General features: G+C 66.3%; 12 protein-coding genes and 1 pseudogene. 6 read left to right on the top strand and 7 right to left on the bottom strand.

The features are described 5' to 3' along the window. Window positions 1-32 precede the first annotated feature (32 nt). Both AC57BR_RS10945 and AC57BR_RS10950 read left to right on the top strand, forming a co-directional pair. Window positions 33-785, top strand: coding sequence for a DUF4191 domain-containing protein (locus AC57BR_RS10945; RefSeq protein ID WP_496360391.1), 753 nt, complete (start codon window positions 33-35; stop codon window positions 783-785). A 130-nt stretch (window positions 786-915) separates the two neighbouring features. Continuing rightward, window positions 916-1,227, top strand: a pseudogene (locus AC57BR_RS10950) (DUF3817 domain-containing protein); the annotation flags it as partial. A 6-nt stretch (window positions 1,228-1,233) separates the two neighbouring features. Here the strand turns inward: AC57BR_RS10950 and AC57BR_RS10955 are convergent. Beyond that, on the bottom strand, window positions 1,234-1,671 hold the full coding sequence (locus AC57BR_RS10955; protein WP_496360392.1) for an RDD family protein: 438 nt from the start codon (window positions 1,669-1,671) through the stop codon (window positions 1,234-1,236). 270 nt (window positions 1,672-1,941) lie between these two features. Here AC57BR_RS10955 and glnA (AC57BR_RS10960) point away from each other — a divergent pair, with 270 nt between their 5' ends. After that, window positions 1,942-3,366, top strand: a complete 1,425-nt coding sequence (gene glnA / locus AC57BR_RS10960) for a type I glutamate--ammonia ligase (protein WP_496360393.1) — start codon at window positions 1,942-1,944, stop codon at window positions 3,364-3,366. A gap of 365 nt (window positions 3,367-3,731) precedes the next feature. Here the strand turns inward: glnA (AC57BR_RS10960) and AC57BR_RS10965 are convergent, their stop codons facing one another. The 5 genes from AC57BR_RS10965 to glnA (AC57BR_RS10985) form a co-directional block, all read right to left on the bottom strand. Continuing rightward, on the bottom strand, window positions 3,732-4,358 hold the full coding sequence (locus AC57BR_RS10965; RefSeq protein WP_496360394.1) for a hypothetical protein: 627 nt from the start codon (window positions 4,356-4,358) through the stop codon (window positions 3,732-3,734). Between the two features lie 103 nt (window positions 4,359-4,461). Further along, window positions 4,462-4,977 (bottom strand): GNAT family N-acetyltransferase, encoded by a 516-nt coding sequence (locus AC57BR_RS10970; RefSeq protein WP_496360395.1) that lies wholly within the window; start codon window positions 4,975-4,977, stop codon window positions 4,462-4,464. Between the two features lie 6 nt (window positions 4,978-4,983). After that, window positions 4,984-5,409 carry a VOC family protein gene (locus AC57BR_RS10975; protein ID WP_496360396.1) on the bottom strand — a complete coding sequence of 142 codons (426 nt, stop codon included), beginning with the start codon at window positions 5,407-5,409 and terminating at the stop codon, window positions 4,984-4,986. Window positions 5,410-5,430: 21 nt separating this feature from the next. After that, window positions 5,431-8,442 carry a bifunctional [glutamine synthetase] adenylyltransferase/[glutamine synthetase]-adenylyl-L-tyrosine phosphorylase gene (locus AC57BR_RS10980; protein WP_496360397.1) on the bottom strand — a complete coding sequence of 1,004 codons (3,012 nt, stop codon included), beginning with the start codon at window positions 8,440-8,442 and terminating at the stop codon, window positions 5,431-5,433. A 9-nt stretch (window positions 8,443-8,451) separates the two neighbouring features. Next, the gene (gene glnA / locus AC57BR_RS10985) at window positions 8,452-9,792 is read right to left on the bottom strand and encodes a type I glutamate--ammonia ligase (RefSeq protein ID WP_003801714.1); all 1,341 of its coding nucleotides are present in this window, start codon (window positions 9,790-9,792) and stop codon (window positions 8,452-8,454) included. A 243-nt stretch (window positions 9,793-10,035) separates the two neighbouring features. Between glnA (AC57BR_RS10985) and panB the strand changes: the two genes are divergently transcribed. After that, entirely contained in the window at window positions 10,036-10,941 is a 906-nt protein-coding gene (gene panB / locus AC57BR_RS10990; RefSeq protein WP_496360400.1) for a 3-methyl-2-oxobutanoate hydroxymethyltransferase, read from the top strand. A 48-nt stretch (window positions 10,942-10,989) separates the two neighbouring features. Here panB and AC57BR_RS10995 read toward each other — a convergent pair whose 3' ends face one another. Next, window positions 10,990-11,154 carry an SPOR domain-containing protein gene (locus AC57BR_RS10995; protein WP_190603389.1) on the bottom strand — a complete coding sequence of 55 codons (165 nt, stop codon included), beginning with the start codon at window positions 11,152-11,154 and terminating at the stop codon, window positions 10,990-10,992. Window positions 11,155-11,278: 124 nt separating this feature from the next. Between AC57BR_RS10995 and map the strand changes: the two genes are divergently transcribed. Both map and ppgK read left to right on the top strand, forming a co-directional pair. Further along, entirely contained in the window at window positions 11,279-12,157 is an 879-nt protein-coding gene (map, locus tag AC57BR_RS11000; protein ID WP_496360403.1) for a type I methionyl aminopeptidase, read from the top strand. A gap of 80 nt (window positions 12,158-12,237) precedes the next feature. After that, a complete protein-coding gene (ppgK, locus tag AC57BR_RS11005) occupies window positions 12,238-13,041 on the top strand; it encodes a polyphosphate--glucose phosphotransferase (RefSeq protein ID WP_496360405.1) in 804 nt (267 codons plus the stop codon). The last annotated feature ends 76 nt before the right edge of the window (window positions 13,042-13,117 follow it).

Below are 13,117 nucleotides of genomic sequence, written 5' to 3' on the forward strand. Positions count from 1 at the left end.
CTTTGTCGTGAATCACGTAGAATTAAGGCACTATGGCGAAATCCCCTGACTCCAGCAACAACACTCCTGCGGCCGCTGATGGCTCCAAGCGCGGTCTCTTTGGGCGCAAACCCAAAGCCGCGAAGGAAAAGAAGCCAAGCCGGCTCAAGCAGATCCGCGAGGTCTTCAATATGACCCGCCGCCACGACCCCATGGTTCCGTGGCTCATGTTGCTGGCGTTCCTCGGCGTCGTGGCCGTCAGCCTCGTGGTTGGCCTGTTGCTGAACAACTGGATCACAGGCCTGATCATCGGCATTCCGCTGGGTTTCCTTGCGGCAACGTTCATCCTTTCGCGCCGCGCCGAGGGGGCTGCCTTTGCCCAGATCGAAAACCAGCCGGGAGCGTCCGGGGCCGCCCTCAGCACGCTGAAGCGTGGCTGGATCACCGAGGAGCAGCCCGTGGCTGTGAACCCGCGGACCCAGGACGCCGTTTTCCGCGCTGTCGGGCGTCCCGGCGTCGTGCTTGTTGCTGAAGGGCCCGCGCACCGCGTGCGCCCGCTGATCGAAGGCGAACGGAAGAAGCTGGCGCGCATCCTTCCCAACGTCACCATCCACGTCATCGAAACCGGGCGCGGCGAGGGTCAGGTGCCCATCAGCCAGGTGGCGAAGAAGATGAACAAGCTGGGCAACGAGCTCACCAAGACCGAGGTCAGCGCCGTGTCCAAGCGCATCTCATCGCTGGGTACCCGCCTCCCGATCCCGAAGGGCGTGGACCCCTACAAGGCCCGCCCCCAGCGCGGACGCTAATACGCCTGAAATGCCCCGGTGGCCGCCGCACCTGCGCCGGCCCCGGGGCGTTTTCGTTTGAGCGGCACATCCCGTTTGAACAGTACATAAACCAGCCAGACCTTTGCGCCTACAGAAGCCGGAGCTTCCCGTGAAATTCCCGTCCGCGTCCGCCGTCGTCCGCGCCTTCCGCCTGCTGGCGGTGGCCGAAGCCTTCAGCTGGGCCGCGCTCCTGGCTGGCATGTATTTCAAGTGGATCGCCGGGACCACCGAACTCGGCGTGGAGATTGCCGGACCGGTGCACGGCGCGCTGTTCATCGGCTACGGAGTGGCTGCCCTGGTCCTGTGGCGGCTGCAGCGCTGGCCGTTGAAGGTGGCGCTGTTCGCTGGCCTCTCAGCGGTTTTCCCTTTTGCCACCGTCCTGTTTGAGCGGTGGGCGCTCCGCCGGGGGTACCTCTCGGCCGGGCGGCTACCGTCGGACGAGGACCGTGTTCATGGCCTTGTCATGGAGCCCGCGCTGGTCGGGGTCGAAGATGACCGCCGGGATCACCAGGCACAGCAGGACAGTGCGGACCAGGGCGGCCAGCGGACCGGCCGCTGAGCCGTCCGGCTTCACCACGTGGATGCCCATCACCCGGTGGCCGATGCTGTAGCCCAGGGTCCCGACCAGCAGGATCTGCTCGACGGCAAAGACCGCGAGCGTGGCCATGGAATTGCCGGCGAGGAACACGTTGCTGATCAGCAGCGCGATAGTCCAGTCGATGGTGATCGCCAGGATCCGCCGGCCGGCGCGGGCCATGGATCCGGAGCCCGACTCGGGAAAGCCCAGGCGTTCCCCCGGGTACTTGGAAATGCCGGAAGTGTCCGGCCCGCTGAGCCACGAACCAATGTCTTTGCGATCTACCACCTACCAAGTTTACCGAGCCGCGGGCAGCATCCGGACGTTCACACTCTGGATAGGCATGGACCACAGTGTGGACACCGTATAGCGTTTACATATCAGTAGGTTCTGTAACCTGCCGGAAACAAAGCGGACACGGACGGGAAATCCCGAATCCCTAGGGTGGTAACAGTTGCTAGCGAGCCTGGAGCGGGGCACTTTTGTGTTTCCGCTCATTGGATTGCGCTGGACCACTTGGCTTTAGAGCCAGTTATTACATATGCGTAAGGAGCATAGATGTTCAAGACTGCGGACGAAGTCCTCAAGTTCATCAAAGATGAAGACATTCGGTTTATCGATATCCGCTTCACCGACCTCCCCGGCGTTCAGCAGCACTTCAACGTGCCCGCCAAGAGCGTGGACGCCGACTTCTTCGTCAACGGCCAGCTTTTCGATGGTTCTTCCATCCGCGGCTTCCAGGGCATCGCCGAGTCTGACATGCAGCTCATTCCGGACGTCACCACCGCGTTCCTGGACACGTTCCGCATGGAGAAGACCCTTGCGCTGAACTTCTCCATCGTGAACCCCCGCACGGGCGACCCGTACCACCGCGACCCCCGTGGCGTGGCCGAGAAGGCCGAGGCCTACCTCGCCTCCACCGGCATCGCAGACACCGCGTTCTTCGCTCCCGAAGCAGAGTTCTTCGTGTTCGACAACGTCCAGTACCAGTCCTCCCCCGAGGGCAGCTTCTACAAGATCGACTCCGAAGAAGCGCACTGGAACACCGGGCGTGAAGAAGAGGGCGGAAACCTCGGTTACAAGACCCCCGTCAAGGGCGGTTACTTCCCGGTTTCCCCGACCGACAAGCAGGCCGACCTGCGCGACGCCATGTGTGTTGCCCTGGACGAGGCCGGCCTTGAGGTCGAGCGCAGCCACCACGAAGTTGGCTCCGCCGGCCAGGCCGAGATCAACTACAAGTTCACCACGCTGACCCACGCGGCTGATGACCTGCAGAAGTTCAAGTACGTCATCAAGAACACCGCCGACGCCTGGGGCAAGTCCGTCACCTTCATGCCGAAGCCGGTCTTCGGTGACAACGGCTCGGGCATGCACTGCCACCAGTCGCTGTGGAGCAACGGCGAGCCGCTGTTCTACGACGAGAAGGGCTACGCCGGCCTGTCCGACACCGCCCGCTGGTACATCGGCGGCCTGCTGAAGCACGCCGACGCCGTCCTCGCGTTCACCAACCCGACGGTCAACTCCTACCGCCGCCTGGTCAAGGGCTTCGAAGCCCCCGTCAACATGGTCTACTCGCAGGGCAACCGCTCCGCCGGTATCCGTATCCCGATCACGGGGTCCAACCCCAAGGCCAAGCGCATCGAGTTCCGCGCTCCGGACCCCTCCTCCAACCCGTACCTGGCCTTCGCTGCCCAGCTGATGGCCGGCATCGACGGCATCCGCAACCGCATCGAGCCGCCGGCTCCGATCGACAAGGACCTCTACGAGCTCCCCGCCGAGGAAGCCAAGGACATCCCCAAGGCTCCGGGCACCCTCGAGGAAGCACTGCAGGCACTGGCTGAGGACAACGAGTTCCTGCAGGCCGGCGGCGTGTTCACCCAGGACCTGATCGACACCTGGATCGAGTACAAGTACGAGTACGAGATCCGCCCGCTGTCCCTGCGCCCGAACCCCTACGAGTTCGAGCTCTACTACGGCGTCTAGCCGGATCAAGGGCTAAACCGTGTTTAGCCCTTGAGAATCCCGTTACAGCGAAGGCCGGCCCCAGGTTTCATCACCTGGAGCCGGCCTTTCGTCGTCTGCGGTTCCGGCCAGTCACTGCTCTTGCGACACCCACTTGGCCGCGGCCTCAGTCGGGTCGGGTTCCTGACTCGCGTGTCTGAAGGTCAAGTCATACCTGCCCCCAGGAAGTTCAATCGGGAACTCCGATAATTCTCGAAGCTCAGACTTACTGTCCTTGTCTCCACCTTGGTAGGTCACGTGCAGCCTCATAGCCGCAACCGTAGAACATCTGCTGGTTCTTAGAAAGACCCCTGGCCGAGGGATTGCGCACGGGAACGGGTGCCGTCTCACGTTCCCCGGCAGGGTTCCTCCGCGTACCGCCCCCAGAGGGAGTCTGCACCGGTGCCGCCAAAGGCCTCCTGGTCACCCTGCAGTGCGCGGCACAAAATGAGGGAGTCCGCGAAACTCCGCCGCATGTAGGCCTCCCAGTCAGCGCGTTCGGAAGTGAACGCCTGCGTTCCCATCTGGTACTTGAGGTGGGCGAAGTGATCCAGGATGCGGTGTGCCGTCGCTTCGGCCCGGGCAGCCAGCTGCTGTGCCTCCAGCTTCGACGCAGGATCCCGGATCGCCGATGCATCGGGCAGTTCCTGACGGTGCCAGAAGTAGGGCTGCAGGTCGACGTTGTCCACGAAGATCCTGTCGATCTCCTGCTGCTGGGCATACAGGGAGGAAGCGGTGCTGCTTTCCAGGGTGCTCCTGATCCCGGCGTACTGGTAGGCCGCCGCGATGAGCGTGGCGGCAACACCCGCCCCGATGAGCAGCAGCTCGGCCCTCCTGAGCCTCCTGGCGCGGCTGCCCTTCGCCTTCGCGAGGGCATGGTCCGCGGCCTGGCGTGCCGGAAGCTGGCTCCAGGCGTGCTGAGACCGGGAGCCAGCCTGTTCCGGCGAGTGCCTCCGAGACGAAGACCTTTTCAAGCCTTCCCCCCAACAAGGTTTGAAGTGCACTGCCAAGACACAGCGTAGGCACGCCTCCGTGCCGGCGCAACGGTCCGGCGGTGTTCCCGTGCCGGATGAGCGTTCAGAAGGCGGCGTACATGGTCCGCTGCGGACCGGCCTCGCCGCCCAGATAGACGCCTTTGTCCGCAAAACCCGCCTTCAGGTAGGCTCCCTGCCCGGCGGGGTTGCGCTCGTTGACTGAAAGCACGACGCCGGCCTGGCCGCCTCCCAGCCGTGCCGTCAGTCTGGCGGCCGCCGCAACTGCGGCAGAGGCTGCCGCCTGGCCCAGGCCCTGGCCCTGCCGCCGCCTGTCGATCAGGAACCCGCGAAGCAGCCAGGCGGAGTCGTCGTCGGGCCAACCGGCCAACCGGGCTGCCCCCGACTGCAGCGTCAGGACCCCGGCAGCCCTGCCGCCCGCCTCGACGACATAGGGCCTGCGGGACCCGTCCTCGAGCCCCGCCAGCATCATGCGCAGCGGGTCGCCCACAAACTCCTGCTGGCCAGGTGCGAGTTCCAGTTCCGCCACCGCACCCAGCTGGATGGCGCGGGCATCGGCATCCAGGTCCCGCAACGGAATGAGCCATACGTCCGGATTCATATTCCGTCAGGAAGCAGGCGCCGCCCCGTCGGCGGGCGGACCCGCCGGATCCATCCATATGACCTCCCACAGGTGCCCGTCCGGATCCTGGAAGCTGTGGCTGTACATGAAGCCGTAATCCTGCACCGGCTGCGATTCGGTCCCGCCGGCGGCCAGGGCCTTGCCCACCATCTGGTCCACGGCCTCCCGGCTGTCCACCGAGAAGGCCATGATGGCCTCGGTGGCCGAGGTGGCGTCCACGATCTCCTTGGCGGTGAACGTCTTGAAGAACTTCTCCACGAGGAGCATCACGAAGGCGTCATCGTTGATCACCATGCAGGTGGCGTTCTCATCCGTGTAGTCCTGGTTGAACGTGAAGCCCAGCGCTGTGAAGAACTGCACGGATCTGTCCAGGTCCCGGACGGGAAGGTTCATGAAGATTTGGGTAGCCATGCGCCCAAACCTAGCACCGGTTCAGTGGCCGTAGAAGACCTTCTCGAACACCGCACGGGCCCGTCTGCTCACCCTCAGATAGTCCTCCTCGAACGCCGTGGCCATCCCTTCCTCATAGCCGCACCATCTGGCCACGGCCTCCAGGTCGCGCCGGGACGAGGGCAGCAGGTCCGAAGCGCGGCCCGTCCAGATCACGTTTGCGGAACGGATCCGGCTGGCGAGCCGCCAGGCGTCGGCCAGCAGGCGGGCGTCGTCGTCTTCCAGCAGCCCCAGCGAGGCCGCCGCGTGGAGAGCCTTCAGGGTGGAGGTGGTGCGCAGTTCCGGGTGGCTACCGGCGTGCTGGAGCTGCAGCAGCTGCACGAGCCATTCCACGTCGCTCAGGCCGCCGCGTCCCAGCTTGAGATGCCTGGCAGGATCGGCGCCGCGGGGCAGCCGCTCGGACTCCACCCGCGCCTTGATGCGGCGTATCTCCCGGACGTCCGCGTCGGAGACGGCGGCCGGGTAGCGGATGGGATCGATGAGCTTCACGAAGTCGGCCGCAAGCCCGTCGTCACCCGCGATCGGCCGGGCACGGAGCAGTGCCTGCGCCTCCCAGATGAGCGACCAGCGGCGGTAGTACTCGCCGTAGGACTCCAGCGACCGCACCATCGCCCCGTTCTTGCCCTCCGGGCGAAGGTCAGCGTCCACGGCAAGAACCCGTTCGGCCATGATCGCCGGCTTGAGCGGCTGGGTCAGAAGGGTTGACAGATGGCCCACGATCTTCGCGGCCTGCTGCTGGGCTTCACCGTCCGAGGCCCCGGGCAGCGCACGGTGGACGTACAGGACGTCGGCGTCGGACCCGTAGCCGATCTCCAGCCCGCCCTGCCGGCCCATGGCCACCACCAGCACCGATGTCGTCAGCGGGCCGGCGGCGGAGACAATGTTTTCCGCCACCCGCAGGGCGCCAAGGATGGCGGCGCGGTCCGTCTCGGCCAGCGCCTCCCCCACCTGGTCCTGGCGGAGCAGGCCGGCGCTGTCCGCGATGGCGATCCGAAGGATTTCACGGCGACGGATGAGCCGGATGAGGCGCATGGCGCTTTCCGGGTCCGAGTGCCGGGACATCTTGGAGGTGATCTCCTGCCATTGCGCCTCAAAGCTGAGCGGCGCCAGTTCCTTGTCCGTCCCCAGCCAGGACACCGATTCCGGTGACACCTCGAGGAGGTCGGCGATGAGGCGGGAGTTGGACAGCATGTGGCACAGCCGCTCGGCCGCTGCAGCGGAATCGCGCAGCATGCCGAGGTACCAGTGCGTGGTGCCAAGGCCCTCGCTGATCCTGCGGAAGGCGAGCAGCCCGGCGTCGGGGTCCACGCCCTCAGCCAGCCAGCCCAGGAGGATGGGCAGCAGCTGCCGCTGCAGGGCCGCACGCCGGCTGACCCCCGCGGTCAGCGCCTCGATGTGGCGGAGTGCGCCCTGCGGGTCCCGGTAACCGAGTGCCGCGAGCCGGCCCTGCGCGGCTTCCGGAGTCAGCCGCGCGTCCTCGCTGCTCAGCTTGGCGGCCGTGTTCAGGAGCGGACGGTAGAAGATCCGGTCGTGCAGCTCGCGGACGGAGCGTTTTGTCCGCTGCCACGCCGCCAGCAGGGCGTCTGGGTGCGGCCGGTCTGTTGAGAAGGGTCCCAGCACTGCCTTGGCCAGGGTGCGGAGGGGCTCCTCCTTGACCGGCATCAGGTGCGTCCGGCGCAGCTGGAACAGCTGGATGCGGTGCTCGAGCAGCCGCAGGTAGCGGTAGGCGTGGTCGAACGCGGCCGCGTCTGCCCGGCCGATGTAGCCGCCGGTAGACAGTGCTGCTATGGCCGACGTCGTGTCGCGGCGGCGGAGGGATTCGTCCGATTTGCCGTGCACGAGCTGGAGGAGCTGGACGGTGAATTCGACGTCGCGCAGCCCGCCCCGGCCCAGCTTGATCTGCCGCTGCTCCTCGGCCGGCGGGATGTGTTCGGTCACCCGGCGGCGCATGGCCTGCACGGACTCAACGAATCCGTCCCGGTTTGCCGAGGTCCACACGAGCGGCGAGACGGCCTCCTCGTAGCGCGCGCCGAGCTCTGCGTCGCCCGCAATGGTCCGCGCCTTCAGGAGCGCCTGGAACTCCCAGCTTTCCGCCCACCGGGCGTAGTAGCTCTGGTGCGAAGCCAGTGTCCGGACCAGCGGGCCGGACTTTCCCTCCGGACGGAGGTTGGCGTCAACCTCCCACAGGCCGGGCTCGCGGGCCGGGGACGAAATGGCGCGCGAGATGCCGGACGCCAGCGCGGTGCCGATGGTGTTGGCCCGGGCGTCGTCCAGCTCGCCTGCCTCCACCACGTAGATGACATCGACGTCGGAAATGTAGTTCAGTTCGCGGGCTCCGCACTTGCCCATCCCGATTACCGACAGGGCGACGTCGGCGACCTCCCCGGCGTCGAACTTCACCGCGGCTTCGGCGCGGGAGACAGCGAGGGCCGCCTCGATGGCCGCCCCGGCCAGGTCCGCGAGTTCGGCGCCGACGGCGGGCATGAAGTCCAGCGGGTCAGCGGCGCAGAGGTCCTTGACGGCGAGGTCCACCACGCCCCTGCGGTAGGCGGTGCGGAGCGCCTCGTAGGCCTCCGGGCCCGACATGCCCGCCACCGGCCGGGCTGCGGTGGGGTCTGCGCGCACCGACCTGAGCAGCTGGGCACGCAGCTCGGCAGGATCGGCCTGGAGCGGTTCCGGGCTGGCGGTGACATTGAAGGCGTCGAGGTGCTCCGGGTGCCGGATCAGGAATTCACCCAGTGCCTCGCTGGCGCCCAGGACCCGGTAGAGCGGTTCGCTCACCTCGGTGTCCGCCGCTGCCAGCTTCCGCAGGTCCGGGTGCTTCTCGATCAGCCGGACCAGGGACTGCAGCGCGGCGTCCGGGTTCGCCGCCAGCTGCAGTCCGGCAAACAGGATGTCCTGGTCAATGCCCTCCAGTTCGGGGGCAGCAAGGAAGCGTTCGCCCTTCTCGAGGTCACTGAAGCCGGCGGTAATGAGCCGGCGGGCCAAGCTCATGGCAGCCGCCTACAGGATGGCGAGGTTGCGCTGCAGCTCATAGGGGGTCACCTGCAGGCGGTAGTCCTGCCACTCCGCCCGCTTGTTGCGCAGGAAGTGCTCGAAGACCTGCTCGCCCAGGATCTGCGGCATAAGTTCCGAGTCCTCCATGGCCCGGATCGCGTCATGCAGGCTGGCGGGAAGGGGGTCGTGGCCCATCGCCCGGCGCTCCGCGGAGCTCAACGACCAGATGTCGTCCTCCGCCGCTGCGGGCAGCTCGTAGCCCTCCTCGATTCCCTTCAGCCCGGCGCCCAGGAGCACGGCGTAGGCAAGGTAGGGGTTGGCGGCCGAGTCGATGCCGCGGTATTCGATCCGGGCTGACTGCCCCTTGCCCGGCTTGTACAGCGGGACACGGACGAGCGCGGAGCGGTTGTTGTGCCCCCAGCTCAGGTAGCTGGGCGCCTCTCCCCCGCCCCAGAGGCGCTTGTAGGAGTTGACGAACTGGTTGGTGACCGCGGTGAATTCGGGGGCGTGCTTGAGGATGCCGGCAATGAACTGGCGCGCCGTCTTGGAGAGCTGGAATTCCGCACCTGCCTCGAAGAAGGCGTTGGTGTCCCCTTCGAAGAGCGAGAAGTGCGTGTGCATGCCCGAACCCGGGTGGGCCGTGAAGGGCTTGGGCATGAAGGTGGCGTACGTGCCCTGCTGCAGTGCCACTTCCTTGATGACCGTCCGGAAGGTCATGATGTTGTCCGCTGTCTGCAGGGCGTCCGCGTAGCGCAGGTCGATTTCGTTCTGGCCCGGGCCGGCCTCGTGGTGGCTGAACTCCACGGAGATACCCACGGATTCAAGCATGGTCACGGCGGTGCGGCGGAAGTCCTGGGCCACGCCGCCGGGGACGTGGTCAAAGTAGCCGCCCTCGTCCACGGGAATGGGCGAACCGTCGGGGCCGGGCTCCTGCGACTTGAGCAGGTAGAACTCAATCTCGGGGTGGGTGTAGCACGTGAACCCCATATCGGCGGCCTTGGCCAGGGTGCGCTTGAGGACGTTGCGCGGATCCGCTGCCGAGGGCTCGCCGTCGGGAGTCAGGATGTCGCAGAACATGCGGGAAGTCTGCTCGGTCTCGCCGCGCCACGGAAGGATCTGGAAGGTGGACGGGTCCGGCTGGGCCAGCATGTCCGACTCGAAGACACGCGCAAGGCCTTCGATGGCCGAGCCGTCGAAGCCGAGGCCCTCCTCGAAGGCGCCTTCGACCTCCGCGGGTGCCAGCGCCACCGACTTGAGCGAGCCCACGACGTCGGTGAACCACAGGCGCACAAAACGTACGTCGCGCTCTTCGATCGTGCGCAGGACAAACTCTTGCTGGCGGTCCATGAAGGCCTCTTCTCCGGTCTACGTTCATGCCCCGGTCCGTCGACGACGGAGCAGCGGCAGCTCACGGATCACTTTACTAAGCATTTACGCGTGATGCTGGCGCGGCTGCGGCGCGTAACACAGCGTTAACACTTAACCGGAGGGCGGGCAGCCCCGCCGGGGCAATCCGGCTATGACGCGAATCACGCGGCATCCCATGGCGGCCGGTGGCTAGCACGGCGGGTCCCGGACTACGCTCTTGCCATGGCCTCAAGCAGCAGTCCCGATCCAAGCACGTCCGCTGAAGTACCTGCACCCTACGGGAACGGCCCCACGGCAGCAGCAGCGCCGCCGTCGGACTCCGCACGGAAGCCGCTCCCCCGGATCCGCACGCACCACCTGCAGCAGGCCAAGACCAGCGGCGAACGCTTCGCCATGCTCACGGCGTATGACCAGTACACGGCCGAGATCTTCGACCAGGCAGGCATCGAGGTCCTGCTGGTGGGCGACTCCGCCTCCAACAATGTCTTTGGCAACGAAACCAGCCTTCCCGTCACCGTCGATGAGCTGCTGCCGCTGTGCCGGGCGGTCGCACGCTCGGCGAAACGCGCCCTCGTGGTGGCGGATCTCCCCTTCGGCAGCTACGAGGTTTCGCCGCAGCAGGCGGTGGCCACCGGCGTGCGTTTCCTCAAGGAGGGCCTGGCGCACGCGGTGAAGCTTGAGGGCGGCAAGTTCTACGCCGACACAGTCAGGGCGATGGTCCAGGCCGGCATTCCGGTCATGGGTCACATCGGCTTCACGCCCCAGAGTGAGCATTCCCTGGGCGGCTACCGGGTGCAGGGCCGGGGTGAGGACGCCGCGCGGCTCGTGGAGGACGCCGCGGCGCTGGCCGACGCCGGCGCGTTCTGCGTGCTTATGGAAATGGTTCCCGCGGAGACGGCAAAGTCCGTGGACGCTGCCGTTTCAGTGCCCACCATCGGCATCGGCGCGGGCAATGCCACCACGGGGCAGGTTCTGGTCTGGCAGGACATGGCCGGCCTCCGCGGCGGTAGGATGGCCAAGTTCGTCAAGCAGTACGCGGACCTCCGGACCGCCCTGAGCGACGCGGCCAAGGCCTATGGCGACGACGTCCGGTCGGGACAGTTCCCCGGGCCGGAGCATTCGTTCTGACCCGGAGCGTTCTTTCCGGAAGCGCTACCTGACCGTGCAGCGGAAGGGTCAGTCGTCGTCGCCCTTTTCCCAGCTTTCGTTGCGGGCCTTGACCTTCTCGAGCGCGTGTTCCGCCTCTTCCCGGGTCTTGTAGGGACCGATCAGCTGGGTCCAGTCCGACATCGCGTCTTCCTCCACCATGTGGGTCTTGACGTTGTACCAGTACTCGGGCATCGGTCTTCCTCGCTTTCCGGTCATCGGCACACTCCCGCCGTGATCCACGTAACGTAACCCGCAACGGTAGCCGGCGGGCGCATTAATTTACATGGCGTTCTGTGCTGCCTTATATGATCAATCTATGCCTTCCTTAGCCTCGACCGCACCCACCGGCACGCTTACCCCGGGAACCGTCAGCCCGCAGCGGCCCGTTCCGGCGTCGATTCCGCGGCCGGAGTATGTCGGCAAGCCAGGTCCGGCCAAGTTCACCGGGTCAGAGGTCAAGTCAACGGAAACCATCGAGAAGATCCGGGTTGCCAGCAGGATCGCCGCACAGGCCATCGTGGAGGTGGGCCAGCACATCCGGCCGGGCATCACCACCGACGAGCTGGACCGCATCGGCCACGAGTTCCTGCTGGACCACAGCGCCTACCCGTCCACGCTGGGGTACCGCGGCTTCCCCAAGTCCCTGTGCTCGTCGCTGAATGAGGTCATTTGCCACGGCATCCCGGACAGCACGGTGGTGCAGGACGGCGACATCCTCAACATCGACATCACCGCCTTCATCGGCGGGGTCCACGGTGACACCAATTACACCTTCCTGGTGGGCGACGTGGACGAGGAGTCGCGGCTGCTGGTTGAGCGGACCCGGGAGTCCCTCAACCGCGCCATCAAGGCCGTCGCCCCCGGACGCCAAATCAACGTGATCGGCCGCGCCATCGAGTCCTACGCCAGGCGCTTCGGCTACGGCGTGGTCCGCGACTTCACCGGACACGGTGTGGGCGAGGCGTTCCACACCGGGCTGATCATCCCGCACTATGACGCCGCGCCGGCCTACAACACCGTGATCGAACCGGGCATGGTGTTCACTATCGAGCCCATGCTGACCCTCGGCGCCATCGAGTGGGACATGTGGGCCGACGACTGGACCGTGGTCACCAGGGACCGCAAGCGCACCGCGCAGTTCGAACACACGCTCCTCGTCACCGAATCCGGCGCCGAGATCCTCACCCTTCCCTGACGCCAGGCAACCACCCGCGTCATTCGGGCAAGTCCGCCTTGCCCAGCCCGAGCCCCTACCCTGCCACGAACGGAATCCCATTGGCCAAGAAGGACGAAAAGACCCGCAAGAACGCCCCGCTGATCGGCATCGACATCGGCGGCACCGGAATCAAGGGCGGCATCGTCGACCTGAAGAAGGGCAAACTGATCGGCGATCGCTTCCGCCTGGCGACGCCGCAGCCGGCCACGCCGGAAGCGGTGGTCGAGGTGGTGGCCAAAGTCGTTGAGGAACTGTCGGCACGTCCCGACGCACCCGAGGCTGACAGCCCCATCGGCGTGACGTTCCCCGGCATCATCCAGCATGGCGTGGTCCACTCTGCCGCCAACGTGGACAAGAGCTGGCTCAACACGGACATTGATGCGCTGCTTACGGCCCGCCTGGGCCGCCCCGTGGAGGTCATCAACGACGCCGACGCGGCCGGGCTGGCCGAAGCCCGGTACGGTGCGGGCGCCGGAATCGGCGGCACCGTCCTGGTCATCACCCTCGGCACCGGCATCGGGTCCGCGTTCATCTTCAACGGCCACCTGGTGCCCAACGCCGAACTCGGCCACCTGGAGATCGACGGCTTCGACGCCGAAAGCAAAGCGTCCGCGGTGGCCCGTGAACGGGACGGCCTCAGCTGGGAGGAGTACAGCGTCCTGCTGCAGCGTTACTTCTCCCACGTCGAGTTCCTGTTCTCCCCCGAGCTCTTCATCGTCGGCGGCGGCATTTCCAAGCGCGCCGACGAGTACCTGCCGCACATGAAGCTGCGCACCCCGATCGTTCCCGCTGAGCTGAAGAACGAGGCCGGCATCGTGGGCGCTGCCCTGGAGATCGCCGTCAAGCACGAACTGGCCAAGTAGTCCCGGGCGGGCCGCGGCCCGCAGAAACGCCGAAGGCGGCAGACACCGGGTCTGCCGCCTTCGGCGTTTTGCACTG

Source organism: Arthrobacter sp. BGA-UO-ETr-C19 (assembly GCF_059568005.1).

Coding starts and splice junctions, on each gene's coding strand:
- AC57BR_RS10945 (WP_496360391.1), top strand. CDS start 33: ATGGCGAAATCCCCTGACTCCAGCAACAACACTCCTGCGGCCGCTGAT.
- glnA (WP_496360393.1), top strand. CDS start 1,942: ATGTTCAAGACTGCGGACGAAGTCCTCAAGTTCATCAAAGATGAAGAC.
- AC57BR_RS10970 (WP_496360395.1), bottom strand. CDS start 4,977: ATGAATCCGGACGTATGGCTCATTCCGTTGCGGGACCTGGATGCCGAT.
- AC57BR_RS10975 (WP_496360396.1), bottom strand. CDS start 5,409: ATGGCTACCCAAATCTTCATGAACCTTCCCGTCCGGGACCTGGACAGA.
- AC57BR_RS10980 (WP_496360397.1), bottom strand. CDS start 8,442: ATGAGCTTGGCCCGCCGGCTCATTACCGCCGGCTTCAGTGACCTCGAG.
- glnA (WP_003801714.1), bottom strand. CDS start 9,792: ATGGACCGCCAGCAAGAGTTTGTCCTGCGCACGATCGAAGAGCGCGAC.
- panB (WP_496360400.1), top strand. CDS start 10,036: ATGGCCTCAAGCAGCAGTCCCGATCCAAGCACGTCCGCTGAAGTACCT.
- AC57BR_RS10995 (WP_190603389.1), bottom strand. CDS start 11,154: ATGCCCGAGTACTGGTACAACGTCAAGACCCACATGGTGGAGGAAGAC.
- map (WP_496360403.1), top strand. CDS start 11,279: ATGCCTTCCTTAGCCTCGACCGCACCCACCGGCACGCTTACCCCGGGA.